The 23,401-nt window shown below is 61.2% G+C and carries 20 protein-coding genes, 2 tRNA genes, 1 other RNA gene and 2 pseudogenes; 5 read left to right on the top strand and 20 right to left on the bottom strand.

Annotated features, from left to right (window positions below):
• Positions 1-3 precede the first annotated feature (3 nt).
• From OGM60_04435 to OGM60_04380, 12 genes are all read right to left on the bottom strand, one after another.
• Positions 4-77, bottom strand: a tRNA-Gly gene (locus OGM60_04435).
• 6 nt (positions 78-83) lie between these two features.
• Positions 84-160: transfer RNA gene (locus OGM60_04430), tRNA-Pro, on the bottom strand.
• A 91-nt stretch (positions 161-251) separates the two neighbouring features.
• Positions 252-1,610, bottom strand: a complete 1,359-nt coding sequence (gene brnQ, locus OGM60_04425) for a branched-chain amino acid transport system II carrier protein (GenBank protein UYJ00041.1) — start codon at positions 1,608-1,610, stop codon at positions 252-254.
• Between the two features lie 67 nt (positions 1,611-1,677).
• A complete protein-coding gene (locus tag OGM60_04420) occupies positions 1,678-2,817 on the bottom strand; it encodes an aminotransferase class V-fold PLP-dependent enzyme (GenBank protein ID UYJ00040.1) in 1,140 nt (379 codons plus the stop codon).
• A complete protein-coding gene (locus OGM60_04415; GenBank protein ID UYJ00039.1) occupies positions 2,814-3,065 on the bottom strand; it encodes a DUF3343 domain-containing protein in 252 nt (83 codons plus the stop codon). Before OGM60_04415 ends, OGM60_04420 begins: the two co-directional genes overlap by 4 nt.
• 19 nt (positions 3,066-3,084) lie before the next feature.
• On the bottom strand, positions 3,085-3,711 hold the full coding sequence (gene yedF / locus OGM60_04410) for a sulfurtransferase-like selenium metabolism protein YedF (GenBank protein ID UYJ00038.1): 627 nt from the start codon (positions 3,709-3,711) through the stop codon (positions 3,085-3,087).
• 60 nt (positions 3,712-3,771) lie between these two features.
• Complete coding sequence (gene selD, locus OGM60_04405; GenBank protein UYJ00037.1) at positions 3,772-4,761, bottom strand: selenide, water dikinase SelD; 990 nt, start codon at positions 4,759-4,761, stop codon at positions 3,772-3,774.
• A 333-nt stretch (positions 4,762-5,094) separates the two neighbouring features.
• Positions 5,095-6,165 (bottom strand): ATP-binding cassette domain-containing protein, encoded by a 1,071-nt coding sequence (locus OGM60_04400; GenBank protein ID UYJ00036.1) that lies wholly within the window; start codon positions 6,163-6,165, stop codon positions 5,095-5,097.
• A 3-nt stretch (positions 6,166-6,168) separates the two neighbouring features.
• Positions 6,169-7,611 carry a molybdate ABC transporter permease subunit gene (gene modB, locus OGM60_04395; GenBank protein UYJ00035.1) on the bottom strand — a complete coding sequence of 481 codons (1,443 nt, stop codon included), beginning with the start codon at positions 7,609-7,611 and terminating at the stop codon, positions 6,169-6,171.
• Between the two features lie 68 nt (positions 7,612-7,679).
• Entirely contained in the window at positions 7,680-8,552 is an 873-nt protein-coding gene (gene modA / locus OGM60_04390; GenBank protein UYJ00034.1) for a molybdate ABC transporter substrate-binding protein, read from the bottom strand.
• A 202-nt stretch (positions 8,553-8,754) separates the two neighbouring features.
• The gene (locus OGM60_04385) at positions 8,755-9,234 is read right to left on the bottom strand and encodes a MogA/MoaB family molybdenum cofactor biosynthesis protein (protein UYJ00033.1); all 480 of its coding nucleotides are present in this window, start codon (positions 9,232-9,234) and stop codon (positions 8,755-8,757) included.
• Between the two features lie 10 nt (positions 9,235-9,244).
• On the bottom strand, positions 9,245-10,507 hold the full coding sequence (locus OGM60_04380) for a molybdopterin molybdotransferase MoeA (protein ID UYJ00032.1): 1,263 nt from the start codon (positions 10,505-10,507) through the stop codon (positions 9,245-9,247).
• 211 nt (positions 10,508-10,718) lie between these two features.
• Here OGM60_04380 and OGM60_04375 point away from each other — a divergent pair, with 211 nt between their 5' ends.
• Together OGM60_04375 and OGM60_04370 are read left to right on the top strand one after the other, a co-directional pair.
• Complete coding sequence (locus OGM60_04375; protein ID UYJ00031.1) at positions 10,719-12,140, top strand: chloride channel protein; 1,422 nt, start codon at positions 10,719-10,721, stop codon at positions 12,138-12,140.
• 85 nt (positions 12,141-12,225) lie between these two features.
• Positions 12,226-13,188 carry a diacylglycerol kinase family protein gene (locus OGM60_04370; protein UYJ00030.1) on the top strand — a complete coding sequence of 321 codons (963 nt, stop codon included), beginning with the start codon at positions 12,226-12,228 and terminating at the stop codon, positions 13,186-13,188.
• A gap of 21 nt (positions 13,189-13,209) precedes the next feature.
• Here OGM60_04370 and OGM60_04365 read toward each other — a convergent pair whose 3' ends face one another.
• The 4 genes from OGM60_04365 to OGM60_04350 form a co-directional block, all read right to left on the bottom strand.
• Positions 13,210-13,575 carry a peptide chain release factor-like protein gene (locus tag OGM60_04365; protein UYJ00152.1) on the bottom strand — a complete coding sequence of 122 codons (366 nt, stop codon included), beginning with the start codon at positions 13,573-13,575 and terminating at the stop codon, positions 13,210-13,212.
• A 98-nt stretch (positions 13,576-13,673) separates the two neighbouring features.
• Positions 13,674-14,252: a xanthine phosphoribosyltransferase gene (locus OGM60_04360; protein ID UYJ00029.1), complete on the bottom strand. Its 579-nt coding sequence runs from the start codon at positions 14,250-14,252 to the stop codon at positions 13,674-13,676.
• A gap of 157 nt (positions 14,253-14,409) precedes the next feature.
• Positions 14,410-15,714, bottom strand: a complete 1,305-nt coding sequence (locus tag OGM60_04355; GenBank protein ID UYJ00028.1) for an MFS transporter — start codon at positions 15,712-15,714, stop codon at positions 14,410-14,412.
• A 141-nt stretch (positions 15,715-15,855) separates the two neighbouring features.
• Positions 15,856-17,139 carry an O-acetylhomoserine aminocarboxypropyltransferase/cysteine synthase gene (locus OGM60_04350; GenBank protein UYJ00027.1) on the bottom strand — a complete coding sequence of 428 codons (1,284 nt, stop codon included), beginning with the start codon at positions 17,137-17,139 and terminating at the stop codon, positions 15,856-15,858.
• Positions 17,140-17,373: 234 nt separating this feature from the next.
• Here OGM60_04350 and OGM60_04345 point away from each other — a divergent pair, with 234 nt between their 5' ends.
• On the top strand, positions 17,374-17,820 hold the full coding sequence (locus OGM60_04345) for a C-GCAxxG-C-C family protein (GenBank protein ID UYJ00026.1): 447 nt from the start codon (positions 17,374-17,376) through the stop codon (positions 17,818-17,820).
• Positions 17,821-17,887: 67 nt separating this feature from the next.
• Here OGM60_04345 and OGM60_04340 read toward each other — a convergent pair whose 3' ends face one another.
• From OGM60_04340 to rpsA, 3 genes are all read right to left on the bottom strand, one after another.
• A complete protein-coding gene (locus OGM60_04340) occupies positions 17,888-18,526 on the bottom strand; it encodes a YigZ family protein (GenBank protein ID UYJ00025.1) in 639 nt (212 codons plus the stop codon).
• Positions 18,527-18,607: 81 nt separating this feature from the next.
• An RNA gene (gene rnpB / locus OGM60_04335) (RNase P RNA component class A) lies at positions 18,608-18,969 on the bottom strand.
• Positions 18,970-19,292: 323 nt separating this feature from the next.
• Positions 19,293-20,459 carry a 30S ribosomal protein S1 gene (gene rpsA, locus OGM60_04330; GenBank protein ID UYJ00024.1) on the bottom strand — a complete coding sequence of 389 codons (1,167 nt, stop codon included), beginning with the start codon at positions 20,457-20,459 and terminating at the stop codon, positions 19,293-19,295.
• 315 nt (positions 20,460-20,774) lie between these two features.
• Between rpsA and OGM60_04325 the strand changes: the two genes are divergently transcribed.
• The gene (locus tag OGM60_04325) at positions 20,775-21,533 is read left to right on the top strand and encodes an HAD family hydrolase (GenBank protein ID UYJ00023.1); all 759 of its coding nucleotides are present in this window, start codon (positions 20,775-20,777) and stop codon (positions 21,531-21,533) included.
• A gap of 87 nt (positions 21,534-21,620) precedes the next feature.
• Here OGM60_04325 and OGM60_04320 read toward each other — a convergent pair.
• Positions 21,621-22,058, bottom strand: a pseudogene (locus OGM60_04320) (DeoR/GlpR transcriptional regulator).
• A 250-nt stretch (positions 22,059-22,308) separates the two neighbouring features.
• Between OGM60_04320 and trpS the strand changes: the two are divergent.
• Positions 22,309-23,358, top strand: a pseudogene (trpS, locus tag OGM60_04315) (tryptophan--tRNA ligase).
• Positions 23,359-23,401 lie beyond the last annotated feature (43 nt).

Raw genomic sequence — 23,401 nt, 5'->3', positions numbered from 1 at the left:
ATATGGAGCGGGCGACGGGAATCGAACCCGCGTCATCAGCTTGGAAGGCTGGGGTTCTACCATTGAACTACGCCCGCAAGATATGGTCGGGACGACAGGATTTGAACCTGCGACATCCTGCTCCCAAAGCAGGCGCGCTACCAAACTACGCCACGTCCCGAAGGTGTTGAGCAGCTAAGGTCTAAACCTTGCGTGTCCCAAAGCGAAGGAAATTATAGGGGAGACTCCCCGCCTGTGCAAGCGCAGAAACCCTAGCTCCTCGAATGTGCGACAAACTGGCTATGAACCAGGCCGATCACAAACGCCACCACAGCAACCGGTGCCCACGCAGCACCGATATCTGCCAGTGGTAACGCATCGAACGGCAGCCACGCACCAGCAAAGAACGCATCGCGGACCGACGTGATCACGCTCTGCACCGCGACAACGCCGCCGACCCAAACCCACACCTGCGGATGCGCATCGCAAAAACCGTGCACCAGGCCCATAAGCACCAGCACGATGGCGACGGGATACAGGGCGTTGAGCATGGGCACCGAGAACATGAGGATCACGTCGAGGCCAACGTTGGAGAGCACGCACGAAAACGCCGCGAACACAAAGGCAAGAATCGCAAAGGGGCGGCGCATGGCCTCCTCGGAAGCCTCCGCTCCCCCTTTAACCACATACGTCTCGCAGAAGTAACGCGAGCAGCAGCTGATAAGGCCGATGCACACGTTCATGCAGGCGAGGAAAAAGATCGCAAAGACCACGACCGTGCCGGCAAGCCCAAAATGCATGGAGGCCGAACGGGCGAGGATGGCGGCGCCGTTGGTGGCGTCGGGCATCACGGTGCCGAGCTGCATACCGGCAAGGCCCAAGCCGCAGTAAATGATGGCCATGAGCACGCCGGCGATCACACCAGAACGCGAAATCTCGAAGGCCACGCGCTTGTCATCGGTAACGCCCAGCTCGTGGATGGTCTCGGCGATAATGATGCCAAAGGCGAGCGACGCGAGCAGGTCCATGGTCTGGTAGCCGGTCAAAAAGCCTTGCACGGCGGCGCCGTCATCATAGGGAGCCTGCGGCGCGGCAGCGGAACCCAGCGGCGAGACCACGGCGGCGCCCACGACCAATACGATAAGGGCGATGAGCGCGGGGCCCGTAATGCGGCCGAGCACGCGCGTGATAACGCCCGGGCGCAGCGTGAGCGCAAACGCGACGACAAAGAAACCAACGGCAAACACCAGGCGCGCCGTGCCGAGCGAGACATCCTCGGGCAGTAGCGGAACCAGCATCTCGAAGGCCGTGGAACTTGTGCGCGGAATGGCCAGGCACGGGCCGATGGCCAGATACACCGCCGCGACAAAGAACTCGCCAAACTTGGGGTGCACGCGGTCGGCAAGCTCGCGCGCCGTTCCGGCAAGCGCCACGGCGATAAAGCCCATGACGGGCAGGCCGATGGCAGCGATCAGAAAGCCGAGCATGGCGACCGGCGTGGCAGAACCTGCCTGCAGCGCCAGCAGCGGCGGAATAATGAGGTTGCCGGCGCCAAAGAGCATCGAGAACAGGGCGATGCCGACCGTGACGACATGGTCGGAGCGCAAGCCGCGCGGGGCGGATGAAGCCATGGGCACACCTTTCGGGTCGAAACTAAAACGAAACGGGCAAAAGACCCGTCCCGCAAGTATATACGCTTTAGCAGGCTAAATCGCGCAAAGCGTCAATCGCGATATCGACTTCTTCGGTCGTGTTGAAATACCCAAACGAGAAGCGGACGACACCCTGGCGCTCGGTACCTAACGCGCGGTGCATGAGCGGAGCGCAATGAGCACCGGGGCGCGTCGCAATCCCCCACCCTTGCATGAGCGCGTCCGAAATCTCAGCCGAATCGATATCACCCACGTTGAGTGAGACGATCGCCGAGCGCGTCGGCTGGTCAAACGCACCGTAGAGCGCAATGCCAGGAATTTCGCGAACGCCAGCGAGGAAGCGCTCGGCCAGCACACGTTCGTGAGTCGCAATCGCCTCCACCCCGCCCTGGACCTCGATAAAGTCGAGACCGGCAGAAAGACCGGCGATACCGTGGCCGTTGAGCGTGCCCGCCTCGAGGCGCGTGGGCCAATCAAGCGGCTGCAGCGCATCGAAGCTGTGCACGCCCGTGCCACCCATAGCCCACGGAGCCACATCGATGCCCTCAGCCACGGCCAGGCCGCCGGTCCCCTGCGGACCCATGAGCCCCTTGTGGCCGGTAAAGCACACAATGTCGAGACCCATGGCCTGCATATCGATATGCACCGTGCCGGCAGACTGTGAGGCGTCGACGATTGCAAGCGCGCCGGCAGCGTGGGCCATGGCCGCCACGTGCGCGATGTCGACCGCGTTGCCGGTCACATTGGAGGCGTGTGTCACCACCACGGCACGCGTACCCAGCGTGACCAGCCGCTCGAGCTCGTCGTAGTCGAGCACGCCGTTCACGTCGCAGCCCGCATGCTCAACGGTCACGCCCCGCTCTGCCGCCAGACGGTTGAGCGGACGCAGCACGGAGTTGTGCTCGAGCACCGTCGTGACCACACGGTCGCCGGGGCGCACCACGCCATTGATAACGGTGTTGAGCGCCGCGGTGGAGTTGGGGGTAAAGCACACATGGTCAGCACGCGGACAGCCCAGCAAGCGCGCAAGCTTGGCGCGGCAGCCGTGGATGGTACGCGCCGCATCGAGGGCACCCGACGTGGCGCCGCGCCCGGCATTGCCGAGCGAGCACATCGCCTGCGTCACGGCATCGATAGCCGCTTGCGGCTTGTGCATGGTCGTCGCCGCGTTATCCAGATAGATCATCGCACGACCTCCCACATATCAATCACGGTATAGCCCTCGGTGGGAATGCCCGCAGCGGCAAGCTCGGCGCGCAGCAGCTCCTCATCGGCAGGCGACGCCTTCCACGACAGACCGCAGCCGGCAGCGACCTCCCCGGGTACGGGAATCGTTCGCCCGGGAAGGCCGCGCTCGATGCACAGGGTCTCGCAGCCCATGGCGGCCGCCGTGGTGGGAAACGTGATGACAAGCGCCGGGCGCTTCTGCCTCATGGCAACTCCAACCAATACGCTACGGGCGCACAACGCGCACGGCCTGCTCCATCTTCTCCACGATCACGTACATGTTCGTGACCTCGCCCACCGCAAGCTGGTCTTTAATGCCATAGTGGTCGAGGCAGGTACCACAGGTGAGAATCTCGACACCCTGCTCGGCCAGGCCCTTGAGGTCGTCGAGCACCGGAGAGCCCTCAACGGTGAGCTTGGCGCCGCCGTTGTAGAAGAGCATCGTGGCGGGCAGCTCCTCCTGCTGCGTCACGGCAAAGATAAAGGCCTTCATGAGCTTGTGGCCCAGCTCGTCGTCACCGCGACCCATGCAGTCGGTGCAGACGGATACGACCAGCTTGCCCTTACCGGCGCCAGCACCACAGAAGGCAGCGCCATCCTGCTCGGGATCGGACACGGCAACGGCACCAGAGGTCGCCACGGTCACGTGCCACTCGGCATCTGCAACCTTCTCGACCGAGGCCGTACAGCTCTTTTCCTGCGCCATCTTGGAGATGTTCTTGACGGCGGTCTCGTTGTCGACCGAGGTCACCACAACGCCCTCGCCACCGAGTGATTTCAGAGCCTTGAGCGTCTTGACGACGGGCAACGGGCAGGCATCGCCCATGGCATTGACTTCAATCTTGGTAGACATAGCAAATTCCTTTCGAATGCGGCCGCCCAAAACGACGGGCGGTCGCATAAACGGTTTTCTTTAGCGCACAACGCGAACGGCAGGACCGCCCGGCACCGCCTCGCACACGCGACCAATAACGGCGGCGATGCGATCCTCGGCATGCAGACGACGCGCGAGCTCATCCACATCGGCAACAGGCGCCGCAATGAGCAAGCCACCCGAGGTCTGCGGATCGTACAGTGCATCCAACATGCCCGGCTCCAGGTCATCGTCTGCCGCCACGCGCGGACCAAAGAAGTCCTGGTTGCGGCAGGAGCCCGCTGGGATAATGCCCAGACGCGCCATGTCGAGCACCTGGTCAAAGAGCGGCACCACTCCCGACACAAGCTCAATCTGCACGCCCGAGCCCTCGGCCATCTCGCACGCATGCCCAATCAGGCCAAAGCCCGTGACATCGGTGCAACCGTGAAGCTCGAGCCCCTCGGCCAGGCGAATCGGAGCCTCGTTGAGGGTACACATCGAGTTCCACATCGGGCTGGCCTCATCCTGCTCGATGAGCTCGCCCTTAATGGCCGTGGTGATGATGCCCGAGCCAACCGCCTTGGTCAGCAGCAGGACATCGCCCACGCGCGCGCCGCTGTTGGCGAGCATGCGGTCGAGCGCGACAAAGCCGCTCACGGACAGGCCGTACTTGGGCTCGTCGTCGTTGATGGTGTGGCCGCCCGCGATGGAGCAACCCGCCTCGACGCACTTGTCGGCGCCGCCCGCCAGAATCTGCCCGGCAACCTCAACGCCCAGGCAACTGGGGATGCACAGGAGGTTCATGGCATGGCTCGGCCGACCGCCCATGGCGTAGATGTCCGACAGCGAGTTAGCCGCGGCGATCTGGCCAAACAGGAACGGGTCGTCGACCATCGGCGGGAAGAAGTCGATGGACTGCACGAGACCCAGGTTTTCGCCAACGCGAAAGACGCTCGCATCGTCGGAGGTATCGAACCCCACGAGCAGGTTGTCGTTATGCACATTGGGTAAGTCGCCCAGGACCTGGGCGAGGGCTCCAGGAGCCAACTTAGCGGCTCAACCAGAGGCAGCGGTCATCTGCGTGAGCTTGATGAAATCGTCAGCCATCGATTCCTCCTCTCATAGGTCAATCAGTTCCTCCCAGTATACGCATGGCGGTGCCGAGAGCGGGCGACGCATCGCAGCCCCCTCTACGCGAGCGCCTGGGCACGAATGGCCGCACCGACCGACGACCAGCCCGACGGCATGACACAGGTCCACGCAATGGCGCCATCCGTTTTTCACCACCGCGGCCTTCGCGGCCGTCGAACCGATGTCGATACCAATGCCAACCTCGGCGTCCCCCCTCGCATGCGACAAAGGGACTGTCCCTTTGTCACATTATCGACAAACCAAATGGATCCTGCTGGCATCAAAATGCATGCGCAGCGTCTCGCCTGCTTGCGGCAGCTCATCGACAGGCATGCCCACTTTGTTGACCTTCCACTGCAGACGCGTGAGCGCATCGGCACGCGGCGCGTCCAGCAGCACCAGCCGCTCAAAGCGCGAATCGCTCACACGGGCCACGTGCAAATCATAGCTGTTGCGGCCCCGCTCGGCGCGATTGTCAACATGGAAGTAGCTCGCGCGAATGCCCAGGTACGCCACGTCGTCGGGCACCTCACGACCTACATTAAAGGTCATGCCCCAATCGAGGGCCTCGACCTCCTGGGGTCCGATCTTGCGCGCCCGGCTTGTGTTCTTGCAGCCCGTCAAGCGCAGCGCGGCCAAGGTTTGCGGCCGGCGGACTACATCTTCGACGGAGCCGATCTCCTCCACATGCCCGTTATGCATCACGCAGATGCGCTGGCACAGGCGACACGCTTCGTCGATGTCGTGGCTCACGTAGAGCACGGTGCGGTTGCACACATCGAACAGGTCGAGCATGTTCTGCTCGAGCGCGCTCTTAAGATAGGAATCGAGCGCACTCATGGGCTCGTCGAACATAAAAATGCCTGGATGCGCCGCCACCATGCGCGCAAGCGCCACGCGTTGTTGCTGGCCGCCCGAGAGTCGCGCGGGATAGCGGTCGGCAAAATCAGCCAGACCGAAAATGCCCAGATAGTGCTCTGCAAGCTTTTTGCGTGCGGCGGCGTCGCCCGCGTCCTTTACACCGGCGCATACGTTATCGGCCACCGTCATGTTGGGAAACAACTGATAGTTTTGGAACAGCAGGGCGCATTTGCGCTCCTGGGGCGACAGATTGATGCCCGCCACCGAGTCAAAGAAGGTTACGCCGTTGGCGACGATCTTGCCCTCGTCGGGCGTCTCCACGCCGGCAATACAGCGCAAGGTGCAGCTCTTGCCGCATCCGGAGGCGCCGAGCAGCGCCACGCACTCCTCGCCGGCCTCAAGCTGCATGTCGAGAACAAACCCGGGATAACGTTTCTTAATATCCAAAACGAACGACATAGCTTAACGACCTCCCTTTGCGACCGTGTCATCGCGCATGAGCTCGGCCAGCGCCTCGCGATCGATACGCAGCGCATCGCCGCCGACTGGGTCGAGCGAATCGGTCTGGTCGCCCAGCTGCTTGATCTGCTTGCGCTCCGCGCGGGACAGGCCGCGCTCGCGGTACTTTTGCGAATGCGCCGTGTACATATTGATGAACAGAATGACCAGGAAACTGAACACGATCACGACGGCGACCCAAAAGAGGGCCACCGACGTATTGCCGCCCATCCACTCAAAATAGATGGCGATGGGGATGGTCTGGGTAATGCCGGCGTAGTTGCCCGCAAAGAACAGGGTGCAGCCAAACTCGCCCATCGCGCGAGCGAAGGCGAGCACCGTGCCCGCCGCGATTGAGGGCCAGCCGAGCGGCATCATGAGCTTGGCAAAGATGCGACGTTCGGACCATCCCAAGGTTCGCGCGGCATCGAGCATCTGCGTGTCGAGGCTCTCGAAGGCTCCGAGCGCCGTGCGGTAGACCAGCGGAAACGACACAACGACGGCCGAAATGACCGCCGCGGGCCAGGTAAAGACGATCGAGATGCCGCGCTCGATGAGCCACTGGCCCACCCCGGTCGAGCGGCCAAACAGCATGAGGAGCAGAAAGCCGCAGACCGTGGGCGGCAGCACCATAGGAATCGTAAAGACCGAATCGAGCAGGCCCTTGATGCGACTCGAGGTACCCATAGTCTTCCACGCGGCGAACAGGCCCAGCGCAAAGGAGATCAGCAGGGCAAGGCCGCTCGTTTTAATGGACACCCAAAACGGGCGATAGTCGATGTCGCCCAAAAAGGAGGCCAGAGAGGCCAAGGGCCCCTGCTCATCCCGCAACACGACAGACGATGCTTCTACCATTTGAGCGCTATCAAGCCAACGCGCGCCGCCCTTGGCATCACCCGAGGCTGATGCAATCACCACATAGCGGTCCCCATCCGCACCGCGCTCGTCAAAGCCATAGGTATACCCGCCGGTATCAAACGTTGTTTCCGCCGTGACATACCAAGGAAGATCCACGTCCCCTAGCTGCGCACCTCCCATGGAGTTTGCGCTGTCGAGCTTACAGACGAGGGCCTTGAGACCCGATACGCACTCGTTGTCCTGCGGATCCAATCCATACTTCTCGACCGCCTTGGGCGATATCCACACCACAACGCGATCGGCAGCAGGCGCCACTACAAGGTCCACGTCCTCGTCAACGGGAAACCGGTAGCCCTCAGGCTGGCCCTCCATGGCACGAGTGGTCCCCTTGGCCAACCGCTCAAAACCCTCGATCCCATAGGAAAGCCCATGAGTGGTCGCAGCAACCTGGGCCCCGTCCTCAGCGTCCCCAGCAAGCGCAAATCCCGGCACCCAGCAAAGCGCGAAGGTCAAAGCACAGGCGACAAGCATGCGAAATCTATTAAGCACGAAAAGCTCCAAGCGAATACAAGGACGGAGTGAAACACAAAACGATGGAATTATCGCGCCAAGCCGCACTACGCGGAAAGCTCAAAGCCGTACTTAGCCCAAATCTTCTGGGCGGACTTGCTGGACAGGCAGAAGTCGATGAACGCCTTGGCCTCGTCGGCATGCTCGGAGATCTCGGCAACGGCACCCGGATACACGATGGGCTTATGCGAGTCCTCGGGGCACACGAAGGCCTCCTCGATGCCGTCATAGCGGAAGATATCAGAGCTGTAGACAAAACCTGCCACGCAGTCGCCCGTAGAGACGTAGGCCGCAGCGGTACCAACTTTGTCGGCCAGCGCTACCTTGTCGGCGATCTCGGGAGCATACTCGCCGTCGTCGCCCTCGGTACCGGTGTAGAGGCCCACAGAAGCCAGTGCCTGGTTGGCGTACTTGCCAGCGGGGACGGTCTTGGCGTCGCCAATGGCGATCTTGCCGTCCAGATTCGCGACGTCGGCGATGGCCTCGATCTTGGTGTCGGAACCCTCAGCACGAATGATCACAAGGTCGTTGACGAACATATCCTCACGTGTGCCGGCATCGACGAGCTCGGCGGCCTCGGCGTCATCCATGGTGCCCTTGGAAGCGGTGATAAGCACGTCGACCGTGGCGCCGGCACGCATCTGCTCAACGAGGTCGCCAGAAGCCTTAAACTGCGTGTCTGCAAATGTGGCGCCGAACTGCTCGGTGTAGAGCTCCTGGACCTTGGGCAGAGCCTTCTCGAGCGAGTTGGCGGCAAAGACCTGCAGCTCGACAGCTTTCTTGGAAGATGCCCTAGCAGAACCTGCATCGGAGCCAGTCGGCCCAGACGTCTTGTTGCCGGAGCAGCCGGCAAGGCCAAGGCCGGCAGCGGCGACAGCAGAAAGCGAGACGAATCCGCGGCGAGAAACCATATCGAACATATTCAACCCTTTCGGATCTTGTACCCGGGTACCCCACCGCGGGCTTTAATCGCAATCAGATTATACTTCTGCGCGAATAATGATAGTGAGAAATTAATCTCGCCAGAGAATATAGTTTCGAGTTACCGTGCACCTCGGCGTCGCTTCGGCGGAAAACAAAGGCGGAGTGACTCGCAAGGTCGCTCCGCCGCAGGTAGTGCGCTTATTTGGCGTGACCGCCGCCCGCCGTCATTTGGGCCGCATGCTCCAGCTGATCGCTCACGGCCTCCCAGCTTTCGCGGGCGGCCTTCGTAGAACCGGGAAAGTTTACGACAAGTGTATGACCTCGTTGCATGCAAATAGCGCGCGAGAGCATGGCGCGGCGCGTCTTGGTCATCGAGTACGCGCGAATCGCCTCGGCAATACCCGGCACGTCGCGGTCGCAGACGGCACGCGTCGCCTCGGGTGTCACGTCGCGCATCGAAAGACCCGTGCCGCCGCAGGTGAGCACGGCATTGGCGTGGCACTCATCGGCAGCTTCCACGATGGCATCACCAATCTCGCTGACGTCGTCGCGCACGACCACATGTGAGGCGACCGTCCAGCCCTGCGCCACGATGAGTTCCTCGAGCGCAGCACCCGCCTCGTCCTGGGCAAGATCGCGCGTATCTGAGCACGTCACGATCGAAACCTTCAACTCCATAGCATTCCTCCTATAGCACCGTGTCCTCAGGCAGGTCGACACGCACGACATCCACGACGTCGCCCACCTTGAGCTCGCACGGTCCTTCGTCAATACGCAGCAGGCAGTTGGCCCGCTGCATCGTTCCGAGCAGCGCCGAATTCTGCGTTTTGGCCTCGGTCACCAACAGCTCATCGGTCTCAGGGTCGCGCAAAACCGTGGCGCGATCGAAGAAGCGGCGATACTGGCGCTTCTTCACACCGTGCGTCAATATCGCCTGCTGCACGGGACGCGTACCCTCGGCAAAGCCGCGCATCTTGCGAATCGCCGGACGGGCGAGCATCTCAAAGCCCACATACGCCGCCGCGGGATTGCCCGAAAGCCCTAGGTAGGGCTTACCCCCGAGCAAGCCAAACGTAATGGCCTTGCCAGGACGCATCGAGATGCGATCGAACAGCACCTCGCCCTCGCGCTTGACCAGCGCCGTCACGTAGTCGTAGTCGCCCGCAGAGGCGCCGCCGCTCGTGATCACAAAATCGCACTCCTGCGCGGCGCGATGCACGAGTTCGGCAATTGCCCGCTCGTCGTCGGGCGCAATGCCGTAGAACACCGGATCGGCACCGGCGTCGAGCGCCTCGGCCATTAACGCCGAGGAGTTGGAATCGCGAATCTGTCCGCGTGCCGGCAGTTCACTCGGCGCGACCAGCTCCGTGCCCAACGAGATAATGCCCACACGCGGGGCGGCGTGCACCTTCACGCTTGCGTAACCGGCACTCGCCAACAGGCCGGCGCCGGCCGGGGCCACGACCTCGCCGGCGTGCATCACGACATCGCCGGCATGGGCCTCCTCGGCGGCAGAGCGAACGTTCTCCCCTACCTTGGCGGGCGCCGAGAACCTCACACGCGAGCCCTCTTTGCCGTCGCCATCGAGCACGTCGACGATCTCGTATTTCACCACGGCATCGGCACCTTCGGGTACCGGCGCGCCCGTCATGATGCGGACCGTCTCACCCGCGCCGATTGCGCCCTCAAACACATGGCCCGCGGCCTCGTGTCCGATAACGTCGAGCGTCACCGGCGCCTCGCCAGATGCCTGCGCCAAGTCCGACGAGCGCACGGCATATCCGTCCATAGCGCTGTTGGCAAACGGCGAGATGTCGATATCGGCCACCGCGTCCTCGGCCAAGGGAAGACCGGCGGCCTGCCACACGGGAATCTCGACAACTTCGGTGCGATTCACGTGCGACAAGACGATCGCCTGTGCGTCCTCCAACGGAATGAGTTTCTCAGCCATATGCACCTCTAGCATGCTGCGGCGCGCAACAAAAACGCCGATTCTTTATGTTTATCTCAGTATAATCCCTCGCCGCCTGCTCAAGACCTGGCCCGCGGCCGCGAATACATCTGTCGGCCGCAAGCCGCGAAACAAAACCAAAACCAACCCACCGGCTCGTCGCGTTTACCGCGTTTTATAATGCTCGTGTTGCAACCAAAAAGAGGAACGTATGACTTTTACCGACAAACCCGAAAGCGCAAACGAGGCGCAGGATCATTCCCAGCCGCTCGACGACGGCGGCCTTTTCTCCCTTAACGACGTCATCATGGCAGGCAGGCAACAGCTCACCCGCTCCGAGCATCTCTTGGCTGCCGACACGCGCCGCAACGCCCGCAACCTACTCGCGAGCGCCAAGTTGCTCGTGCTCGTCGTCATCGTCTCGCTCGCCATGGGCGTTGCCGCTTGGGCGTTTTTGGCCTCACTGAATATCGCGACCGACTATCGCGAGCACCACGCGTGGGTCTACGCATTGCTTCCCGTTGTGGGCATTGCCACCGCATGGGTGTACAAAAACCACGGCCTTGCTGCCAAACGAGGCAACAACCTGGTCATCGACTCCGCTCTGGGCACACGCCTCATCCATATGCGCATGGCCGTCCTCACCTTCGTCTGCTCTACGCTCACGCACCTAACGGGCGGATCGGCCGGTCGCGAGGGAGCCGCGGTGCAGATTGGCGGCACCATCGCCAGCAACATCTCGAGCCTCGCCCACCTCAAAAAGCATGACCACCACGACCTCATGCTCGCCGGCATCTCGTCGGCCTTTGGCGCCGTATTCGGTTCGCCCCTTGCCGGAGCTTTCTTTGGCATGGAGATGTGCTTTATCGGAAAGATCGACTACACCGCGGGCATCTACTGCCTGGTCGCCTCGTTTACCGGCTACTTTACGTCGCTTGCCTTGGGAACCGAGTACGAGGCGAATGTCATCGCCAGCGTTCCCAACATGACACCACGGACGGTTGTCATCGTTGTTATCAGCGCAATTATCTTCGGCCTGACGGCACGCCTCTTTGCCTGGTCGGTTCGAACCGTCAAAAGCCTGTACGGTCGCTTTATCACCAATTACCTCGTCCGCGCACTCATAGGCGCACTCGTGGTTTTGGCCGCCTATGCCCTCCTCGACGCCTGGGACTACGCCGGCCTTTCCACGTGGCTTTCCGGCGCCGGATTTGCAGGCAACACCACCCTGGCGGACGCAGCCATCAAGTTGGTCGTCACAGCGCTTACCCTGGGCGCGGGCTTCCAAGGCGGCGAGGTCACGCCCCTGTTTGGCATCGGTGCGGCACTCGGTGGCTGGATCGGTTGCCTTACCGGGCTTGACCCCAGTTTTCTGGCGGCTCTCGGCATGCTCGGCGTGTTCTGCGCCGGCCTCAACGTGCCCATCACCACCTGTATGATGGCCATCGATCTGTTCCACGGAACGGCCGCCGGGTTCTTTGTCATCGTGGCCTTTATCAGCTACCTAACCGGCGGACACCGCGGCGTGTACCCCGCCCAGCGCATCATCTCACCCAAGCGCCGTTCGCTTATTGTGGATGAGGGCGGTACGGTAGCGGACGCTATCGAGCGCCACAACGACCTGATAGAGTAGATGTAATAATCGCCGTGCAGCCACAATCGGGGCAACGTAACCCGAGCGCGACCGCACCGTCATGTCACACGCCGGGAGTCGCCCCATGCACGCAACTGATTTTGGTCGCACGCTCATCATCGCCAACCCAGCCGCCCAGTCGGGTGCGGCACGCGAAGTTGCCGAACGTCTGCAACGCTTTTTGGACATGACTGCACGCGCATCCCAGTTTGACCTGGTGTTGACCGAGCGTATGGGACACGCCAAGGAGCTGGCCGCACAGGCTCAGGGCTATCGCACCGTTATCGCACTCGGCGGCGACGGCGTGATTCACGAGGTCGTCAACGGGCTTATGACGCAAAAGGAGGACGCCCGCCCCGCTCTTGCCGTCCTGCCCGTGGGCTCCGGCAACGATTTTGCCCAGGCGCTCGGCATCGACGATTTCTCCGGCAAGGATTTTGGCGCGCTGCTCACCTGCGAGCTGCAGCGTCAGGACATCGGGCGCATTCGCTCGTGGAGCCCTGCGAGCGGCAGCGGCGAGGCTACCGTTGAGTACTACGACCAGACGCTCTCGGTCGGCATCGACGCTGCCATCGGCCTTGGCACCACCGAACTGCGCAAAAAGACCGGCTTGACGGGCGCTCCTCTCTACACCCTCTCGGGACTTGAGCAGTTTGGTCTGCGCTATCGCAACTACCCCATGACAGCCAGCTTTGACGGCACGCCCGCCGAGCGCGTGAGGGCGATTATCATGGCGATTCAGCTGGGGCCCACGTATGGCTCGGGTTATCGTATCTGCCCCGATGCCGATCCCTGCGATGGCATACTCGACGTCTGCTACGCCTGCGGTCCCGTCCCACGCGCGGTTGCCCTGCCCATGTTCCTTTCGGCCAAAGACGGCCACCATACCAAACTGCCGCCGATTCGCATGCGCCGCTGCCGCCATGCCGAGTTCACCTTTGAGGAGCCCGACTACCCCATTCAGGCCGACGGCGAGCCCATCGTCGCCTCGCGCATCGAAGTCGACATCCTACCCGGCGCCCTCCAAGTCTGGCACCCCACCCGCTAGCAAGACCAGCGAAACAATCGGCTACTCGTCGCTCCCCGGCTTGCGACGGTTGGCCTTTTTAATCGCGTTGAAGTGCTTGTCATTGAGCCTGCGCTGGCGAGAGCGCAGAGGCACCTTAGTCTTTACGCGTCGGCGCGGTGGACGCCCGCGACGCTCCAGCTCAGCGCGCAGCTTACGCAGGCAGCTCGCGCGATTCTGAAACTGACTACGGCTCTCGCGCGCCGTCACAACAATCCCCGTGGGCCCATGCTTCATACGCACCGCCGAGTCCGTCGTGTTCACGCCCTGTCCGCCCGGACCTGTCGCGCGAAACACCTGAACCTCGCAGTCGCGTGCCAACCTCTCGACCGACATCTCGGCATAGCGCGCATACTCGCGCCATCCCATCTTGTTCTCATCCATATCAACACCTCCCCTCATACAAAAAATGTGACAAAGGGAAAGTCCCTTTGTCACATCGCATACCAATCGCTTGTGTTACGCGCTTAAGCGAAGGTGATCTCGCCGGTGTCGCAGTCCATATCGGCGATACGGGCCAGGCTCTCAACGCGGAAGCCGCGCTTACGGAGCTTATCGCCGCCGCCCTGGAAGCCCTTCTCAACGGCGATGCCAATGCCGGCAACTTCGGCGCCCGCAGCCTCACAAATCTTAATAAGGCCCTCAAGCGCGCAGCCGTTGGCCAGGAAGTCGTCGATAATCAGGACCTTGTCGCCCTCGGACAGGAAGCGCTTGCCAACGATGACCGGGTACTCCTTCTGCTTGGTAAAGGAGTAGATGGTCGTGGCATACTGCTCGCCGTCGAGGTTGATGGACTGTGCCTTCTTGGCAAAGACCACCGGCACGCCGCCAAAATGCTGGGCTGCAATGCAAGCCATGCCAATGCCCGAAGCCTCGATCGTCAGGATCTTGTTGATCTCGACGCCCTCGAACAGACGGGCCCACTCGGCGCCCATGTGGTCGAACAGCTCAACGTCGCATTGGTGGTTGAGGAAGGCATCAACCTTAAGGACGTTACCGGCCTTTACGATGCCGTCATGGCGAATACGATCCTCAAGCTCCTGCATGGCGCAACCCCTTCTCGCGGCAACGATACCGCGCGATTAATAAACGTTGTTCGATAGTCTACCACGGACCGACCCCCGCCCGCCCCACAAGCCGCATCGCACCACAAACCAGTCTTTTTGGGACGGCGCGAATCGTGGCAGACAGCCTCCCAACACGCTAATGGCGGGCGCGCATCTTCACCAAACGCACCATGGCAAGCGCAAAGCCCACAGCGGCCACAGCCATAAGCACGTAGAACACCGAGCGAAAGCCGAATAGGAATACATCCGGACGGCCTGCAACAAAACTGGTCACGGCCTCGCCCATCGCCACGCTCATCTGCCCATAGAGGATATGCGAACCTGCCGTAATACCCAGCGCCATGCCCGCATAGCGCGCCAAGCTGCCCAAGCTACCTGCAAAGCCGAGTGCCTCGCGCGGAGCCGAGCCCATATACAGCGAGTTATTGGGGCTCTGGAAAATCGACGTGCCGCACGACATAAACGCGACGCAGCACACGATCACAGGGATGGAAGAGTACTCGTCGAGCGTGCTTACCGCAAAAAGACCGCATACGTACACGCCTAGGCCGACCGCCGTGGGACCCTCGCAGCCAACACGGTCCGAAACCGTACCCGAAAGCGGGCCGATAAAGGCATTCACCATCGGCAGCGCCAAAAAGAGCAATCCGGAAATGTCGGAACCAAATCCGTGGGCGTCCTGAAAATAGAACGGCAGGATAAACTCTGATGCGCCAATACCAACGAACACGATGAGCATGCAGGCGAGGTTGATGGTGAAGGCCGAATTTGCAAAGCAGCGACGAGCAGCCTCGATCAGGGACATGGGGCGCTCGCCGGCCTCCGGCTTAACATGCGGCAGCGTGGAGAACCCCACGATAAACGAGATGACGCCAATGGGCAGGTTGATGAGGAAGATGCTCTCCCAGGGAAAGCTTGCCACCAGCACGCCGCCGAGTACGGGGCCACACATCATGCCGAGGGCCACGAAGGTCGCGAGAATACCCATGGCACGGCCTCGTTCGCGCGCCGGAAACGACTCGGTGATGATACCCATGTTGTTGGCCATGGCCGCTGCGCAGCCGACGCCCTGCACAATGCGTGCCAGAATAAGAACTTCGAGCGAACTCGAAAGGCCGCAAAGCAGCGAGCCAGCCGTAAAAACGATTACGCCCAGCTGGAATACGCCCACCTTGCCGCGCACGTCGCCCAAGCGGCCAAACGGCAGCATAGCCACGCATGTCGCAAGCAGGTACACCGAGCTCACCAGCTGGATGCGGTCGAGGCCCACGCCCAGCTCCTTTTGCATCACGGGCAACGCCACGGTCACGACGGTCGAATCCAGACACGACATAAACGTCATGATGAGCACGGTAAACAGAATCGCCCATTTGTTCTTGCCATGGGTGTCGCCCTCAAGGGCAATGTGCTCGCGGCGCAGCTGCTCTGCGGTTTTCTCCATATCCATCCTTTCGAGTGGCGCAACGCAAAAACGGGGCCCCAATCGCCTACAAACAGTCGCGATTGGGGTCCCGCCTACGGAATCGGAACGAAAGATCGCCGAAGCTTTCTGCCAGCATCGGCGCCTTATGCGAACGCTAGCCTAGCACTGCTCGAGCGCCTGCTCAAGGTCGGCAATCAGATCGGCCGTATCCTCGAGGCCGCACGACAGGCGCACCATGTCGGCGGAGATGCCACAGGCGATGAGCTCCTCATCGTTCATCTGGCGATGCGTGGCATTAGCGGGATGCAGGCAGCAAGTGCGGGCGTCGGCCACGTGCGTGGCGATCTGGGCGAGCTTGAGGCTCTTCATAAAGGTCTCGGCCGCCGCGCGACCACCGTTAAAGCCAAAGCTCACGACGCCGCAGGTACCGTTGGGCATGTACTTCTGAGCCAGGTCATAGTACTTATCGCCCTCCAGGCCCGGATAGCTCACAAAGCGCACCTTGGGATGGCTCTGCAGGAACTTGGCAACGGCCAGGCCGTTCTCACAATGACGCGGCATACGCACATGCAGGCTCTCGAGCGAGCTATTCAGGAAAAACGCCGCCTGCGGGTTCTGCATGGGGCCGAGGTCGCGCATGAGCTGAGCGGTTGCCTTGGTAATGAAGGCACCCTCGCGACCGAACTTCTCGGCATAGGTCACGCCGTGATAGCTCTCGTCGGGCGTGGTGAGACCCGGGAACTTGTCTGCATGGGCCATCCAGTCAAACTGGCCGTGGTCGACGATCACGCCACCCAGGTAGGCAGCATGTCCATCCATGTACTTGGTGGTGGAGTGCGTAACGATGTCGGCGCCCCACTCAAAGGGACGGCACATCACGGGCGTCGGGAAGGTGTTGTCGACCATCAGCGGCACGCCGTGGTCATGTGCGGCCTTGGCAAAGCGCTCAATATCGAGCACGGCAAGGGCGGGGTTGGCGATCGTCTCGCCAAAGACGAGTTTGGTGTTGGGCCGGAAGGCTGCCTCCAGCTCCTCATCGGTGCAGTCGGGGGCGACAAACGTGCAAGTCACGCCCATGCGGCCCATGGTGTGGGCGAGCAGGTTATACGTACCGCCATAAATAGCAGAGCTAGCGACCACATGATCGCCGGCACCGGCCACGTTAAAGATCGCGAGGAAGTTCGCGGCCATGCCCGAACTCGTGAGCATCGCAGCGGTGCCGCCCTCCATCTCACAGATCTTGGCGGCAACGAGATCGCATGTGGGGTTCTGCAGACGACTGTAGAAGTAACCAGACTCCTCCAGGTCAAACAGCTTGCCCATGTGCTCGGACGTGTCGTACTTCCACGTGGTGGACTGGTAGATGGGCACCTGGCGCGGCTCCGCGTCGCCCGGGTGATAGCCGCCCTGAACACATGTAGTACCGATGGTCTGCTCGCTCATATCCAACTCCCTTACTTGGGTTTTGTTTTTATTCGGTTCACGATACCGCTACCCCGCACCCCTCTCAACCCATCCCGCCGATAGGTTATGGGACAAATTAATCAGGTTTATTTGTCCCAAATCTTAAGAAAGTGTTCAATGGCGAAAAACAATGAGATATGCACTGCGGTCTCGATAAGCGAATGCGCCGGCAAGGGTACCATAGGCGGGTACACCATGAACAAGGAGACAACGATGAAGCAGATCGATACCACCCAGCTCAACACTGCCGCCTGCCAGGCTCAGGCTGCCGAGTACCACGCCCGCGGCTTTAACTGCGCCCAGGCTGTCGCTTGCACGCTCGCGCCCGCTGTGGGGCTCGACCCCCAGATCGCCTTTACCCTCACCGAGGGCTTTGGCGCCGGCATGGGCGGCATGACCGAGACCTGCGGCGCCATCTCGGGCGCCGTGGCCATCATGGGCTTTGTGATGAGCGACGGTATGGAGAACCCCAAGACCAAGGGCCAGACCTACAAGCTGTCGCGCGAGATTGCCAAGCGCTTTGGCGAGAAGAACACCACGACCGTCTGCGGCACGCTCAAAGGCGTCGGATCGGACCAGGGTCCGCTCCGCAGCTGCCCCGGCTGCATCGACGACGCCGTCGACATCGCCTGCGATGTGCTAAAGCAGCTCGCCGAGTAAACGGCGACAACATAAAACGACGGCCGGCGCGCTTGGGATTCATCCAAAAGCACGCCGGCCGTCGTCGTTAGAACTCGGCAAATTCGGGAGCGCCGACCTCAATCTCCTCACGCCCCGCCATAAGCTCGCGCATCTTAGCGCAAAACGGCTCCTGCTCCCCCGCCTTAAACACCAAATGAATCGTCACGGCATCCGCGTAATCGGTATCCGAAACCTTGGCATCCGAATCCTGGGCCAAACGAAGCACTTGCTCATACTGTGGATAGGCCACACGCACATCAACCGGCACGACGCTCGTCATCTCAACGATCTGCCCGGCTTCCTGAGCCGCAGCCACCGCCGTCTGCGTCGCCGCGGTATAGGCGCGTACCAAGCCACCAGGTCCCAACAACGTACCACCAAAATAGCGCGTCACTACGCAGCAAACATTTTTGAGCCCCGCTCCGCGCAGCACCTCGAGCGTCGGCATGCCGCTCGTACGGCTCGGCTCACCATCATCGCTCTGGCGCTCACGCCCATCGACCAAAATCCACGCGGGAACATTGTGTCGAGCGTCGTAATGACGCTTGCGAACCATCTCGATAAAGGCATTCGCCTCGTCCTCGGACTCAATATGGACCAGCTGGGCAATAAACCGGCTCTTGCGGTCCACAAACTCGCCCGAAGCCTCAATATTCGATTGCAGAGTAAAATAGCTGTCCAACAAAGCCCCTCAACAAAATAAAGCGCAGCAACAAACAGCCTCAATAATACGGCAAAGGCCGTACCGATTGTCAGGGTAACAAAAATGCCAAGTGGGCCTGTAAGCCGGGTTCTGTCGTGAACGGTCATTTATCTTGTCTGCACGTTACCGTGCAGCTCCACGCACGCTACCCGAACGCGGACCGGGCCGGCCCATAGCGTTCCTATTCGCGCTTGCTCCGGATGGGGCTTGCCAAGCCGCCATGTTGCCACGACGCTGGTGGTCTCTTACACCACCGTTTCAGCTTTTCCCTTTACGCCTTGCGGCGCAGGTGGGAGTCTTCTTTTCTGCGGCGCTTTCCGTCGGATCACTCCGCCCGGCCGTTAGCCGGCATCCCGCCCTCTGGAGCCCGGACTTTCCTCACGCGTACTGCAAGCAGCACATCGCGCGACCGTCTGGCCCACTCAGCAGTGCAAGAGTGTAACACACCGTTACCGCAGGCAATGGCACAACGCAAACGCTCGACACGATAAACCAAGAACCGCCATGCGTTACAATGATCCTGTCGATGGGCAACGTCGTCAGTCGAGACGCGACCGCGCTCCGCACCCCTCCGTCTACTCGGTGTGTTCCCGCCTCCTCCCCGAGGCGGGATGTCGGCTTTTTTCATGCACCGACAATCCAATAGCCTGTGGACAGCCCGGCAGCATTGCGCATCTCGGTGCCAAATGTAAAAAGGGACCCGTCCATTACGGACGGATCCCTTAAAACAAGTGATCGTCAAACCGATTTACTCGGCGTCGGTCTCCTCGTCCTTCTTCTCGGAAGGCAGCGGGGTAACCTCGATCTCGACACCCAGAGTCTCAGCAGCGGACTTCATGGACAGGGAGATACGACGACGGTCGAGGTCGATCTCCATGACCTTCACCTGAACCTTGTCGCCCACGTGGGTGACCTGAGAAGGCTGATCGACGTGCTTGTTGGCCATCTCGGAGATGTGCACCAGGCCCTCGATGCCCTCGCCCAGGTCGACGAAAGCGCCAAACGGGACAAGCTTGGTCACCGTGCCCTCGACGATAGCGCCGACGGGGTACTTCTTGACCAGTGCGCGCCACGGATCCTCGGTGGTCTGCTTGAGACCCAGGGAGATGCGCTCGCGGTTGAGATCGACGTCGAGAACCTCGACCTCGACCTCCTGGCCGACCTTGACAACCTCGGAAGGATGGTTGACGTGGTTCCAGGAGAGCTCGGAGATGTGGATGAGGCCGTCGATACCGCCGAGGTCGACGAAGGCGCCGAAGTCGACGATGGAGGAAACGGTGCCCTGGAGACGCATGCCAGACTTGAGCTTGGACAGGATCTCGGAGCGCTCGGCCTTACGGGACTCCTCGAGCACGACGCGACGGGAGAGGACGACGTTGTTGCGGTTGCGGTCCATCTCGATGACGCGGGCCTCGATGCGGGTGCCCATGTAGGAGGTGAGGTCCTTGACGCGACGGAGGTCGACGAGGGAAGCGGGCAGGAAGCCGCGCAGGCCGATGTCGAGGATCAGGCCGCCCTTGACAACCTCGATAACCTCGCCCTCGACGTTCTCGCCGGAGTTGAACTTCTCCTCGATGCGGTTCCAAGCACGCTCGTACTCGGCACGCTTCTTGGACAGGACCAGACGACCGTCCTTGTCCTCCTTCTGGAGAACCAGGGCCTCGATGGGATCACCGAGTGCAACGATGTCTGCAGGGTTAGCGTCCTTGCGGATGGACAGCTCGCGGACCGGGATAACGCCCTCGGACTTGAATCCGATGTCAACGAGTACCTCGTCATGCTCGATCTTAACGACAGTGCCGTTAACGAGATCGCCCTCATCAAAGTCGGTAATCGTACCGTCGATGAGGTTGTTCATCTCCTCCTCGTTGACATCGTCAAGAGAGAAAATGGACGAGTTCTGAATCTCACTCAAAGGTGGACCCCTTTCGAACTACGGGGCCCCGATTGCTAGGACCTACAGATGGGTGCGACAAGCACACAACGTTTAGGAACACTCGGGAGCCGACAGATACTGATGTGACGCTTATGCAATCACATCCGTATAGATTACGGGGAAATCGCTTCGATTTCAAGCGTGAACTGCGATTTTTTACTCGTATGGAGACTTTTTCGCAATCTTGTGAACGACTGTCTCCACAAGTTGACGATGAGCAGCTAGGCACACTGCTTTGGGGTAAAGTATCCCAGACATACGATTCTGGAACGATTTTTCGAGAAAGGTGCCCGCGTGCTCAAAGCAGTCGTTTTCGATATGGACGAGACGCTTCTTAGCATCAACCTCAACGCGTTCATCCTTCGCTATTTTAAGGATGTCTCGTCGATGCTCGCGGATATCGGACGTCGCAGCCGCGGGGGCACGATGGCGCGCCTCGGCACCATCCTGGTCGACCTCAACGCCAATCGCCGCAGCAGCACGGACAATCGCACCAATCTTGAGTTTTACCAGACCGAGGTCGAGCGCCGGTGCGGCATTTGCCTCTCGGACCCACTTATCTACGAGGCGTTTACCTACTACGATCACGAAGTTCTGCCGTACAAGAACGATGACATGATCAACGCAAAAGCCATGCCGGGTGCGCACGCCGCGCTTCAAGCCGTACAGGACGCGGGGCTGCGCTGTGCGCTCTTCACCAACCCCAGCTTTCCCCAAGGGGCCATCGAGTGCCGCATGGGCTGGGGCGAGCTGACAGACGCGCCCTTCGAGCTCGTAACGCACATGGGCAACGCCACGCGCTGCAAGCCCGATGCCACATATTATCTAGAGCAGCTGCAGGTCATGGGGCTCGAGCCACATGAGGTTCTCATGGTGGGCAACGACCCCAAGCGCGATTTCCCCAGCCCCGCCTGCGGCATTCAAACCGCCTATGTGGGCCAAGGAAAGCCCGGCCGAGCCACCTGGCGTGGAACCATGGAAGACTTCGCCCGCGACTTTAACGCCGTAGTAGAAACCTTCTACGAGCACCAAATAGCCGACGAACTAAGCTAGTCCCCAAATCAGGAATGGGGCGCACGTTTGCCCCACGCTTCGTTACGTGGGCAACGGCTTGAGGGCAAGATGCGATGCCCCAGTGTCCTAGGCCGTGATCATTTTGACGCGTTCGCTGATTTTGGAGTCGCGCCTGTCGGAAATAACAGTAAAGCCCTCCAGGTCGCACACCTTTACATTTGAAAACACGTGGAACTTGGAGCTATCGGCGAGTACGTAACTCGCCTGGGAATTCTGCATCACGATACGTTTTTTGATAGCCTCGGGATAACCTGGCGTCATGATACCGCGGTCCTCGTCCACCGCGTTGACACCTATAAACGCCCGGTCAAAGTACAGCTCGCGCAGCGCGCTCTCAACCATAGGACCGGTGAGCGAGCAGGTAACGGGGTTGAAGTCGCCGCCAATTACCACCACCTTAGCAGCAAGCTCGCCCGTAAACCGACATGCATAGCCGTTGGTGGTGTAGATAGTCACCGGCTTGTCGACGAGCAGGCTCAGGAGCGCCGTCGCGGTGGTACCGGAGTCGACAGCGAGATGAGACCGTCACGCCCGAAGACCCCGCTTTCGCCGCCGAGGAGCGCGCGGCGCACGTGGCCCATGAGGAGCGGCTCGAGCATATCGAGGGGCTCCTTCCCAAGAAGGGAAACGACCCTGCGGGACGACACGGCGAAAACCATCGTTGATTCCGGCAAGAGACGCCGTTTCTCTGGTAGCTTCATCTTCAACCAAGACCGACAATGCCGGCCAGGCACTCAACCCAAAAGGAGACAGCATGCCCAACGAGCTCAGCTATGAGGTCAGCCTCGAGCGCAGCAACCAGATCCGCGCCGACCTGCCGCAGCACCCCGAGAAGTACACCATGCTCACCGGCGACCGCCCCACCGGCCGTCTGCACCTCGGCCACTACTTCGGTACCCTCAAGGGCCGTGTCGAGCTGCAGGACATGGGCGTCCACACCAACGTGCTCATCGCCGACTACCAGGTCATCACCGACCGCGACAGCACCGACAACATCTAGGACAACGTCTACAACATGGTCATCGACTACCTGGCCTGCGGCCTGGACCCCGACAAGACGATGATCTACACGCACTCCGCCGTGCCCGCGGCAAACCAGCTCATGCTGCCGTTCATCTCCCTCGTCTCCGAGGCCCTGCTCCAGCGCAACCCCACGGTCAAGGCCGAGATGGAGGCCAGCGGACACGAGCTCACCGGCCTTCTGCTCACCTACCCGGTGCATCAGGCCTGCGACATCCTGTTCTGCAAGGGCAACGTCGTGCCCGTCGGCCGCGACCAGCTGCCGCACATCGAGCTTACCCGCACCATCGCCCGCCGCTTTAACAACCGCTACGGCAAGGTGTTCCCCGAGGTCGACGCTCTGCTGTCCGATACGCCGCTGCTGCCTGGCCTTGACGGGCGCAAGATGAGCAAGTCTTACGGCAACGCCATCAACATCTCCATGACCGCCGAGGAGACCGCCAAGCGCATCAAGAAGAGCCAGACCGACGGCGAGCGTATGATCACGTTCGATCCCGAGGCGCGCCCTGGCGTATCCGGCCTGCTCTCCACCGCCGCGATCTGCACCGGCCGCTCCGAGGTCGAGATCGCCGAAGAGATCGGCATGGGCGGCTCCGGCCAGCTCAAGAAGTACGTCACCGAAAGCGTGAACGAGTACTTTGCCCCCATCCGCGCCCGCCGCGAGGAACTGGTCCAGGATATGGACTACGTCAAGGACGTCCTACGCGAGGGCAATCGCCGTGCCAACGAGGTCGCCGAGGCGACGCTCGCCGAGGTACGCGAAGCCATGGGAATGGTGTACTAAGCCATCCGGCTCGCGGAAACGCGCCGCGACACGCGAATGGGCC

Source organism: Coriobacteriaceae bacterium (assembly GCA_025757745.1).
In the GTDB taxonomy this organism is placed as follows: domain Bacteria; phylum Actinomycetota; class Coriobacteriia; order Coriobacteriales; family Coriobacteriaceae; genus Collinsella.
Note: the sequence above shows the minus strand (reverse complement) of the source record. Positions and strands in the feature narration are given on the sequence as shown.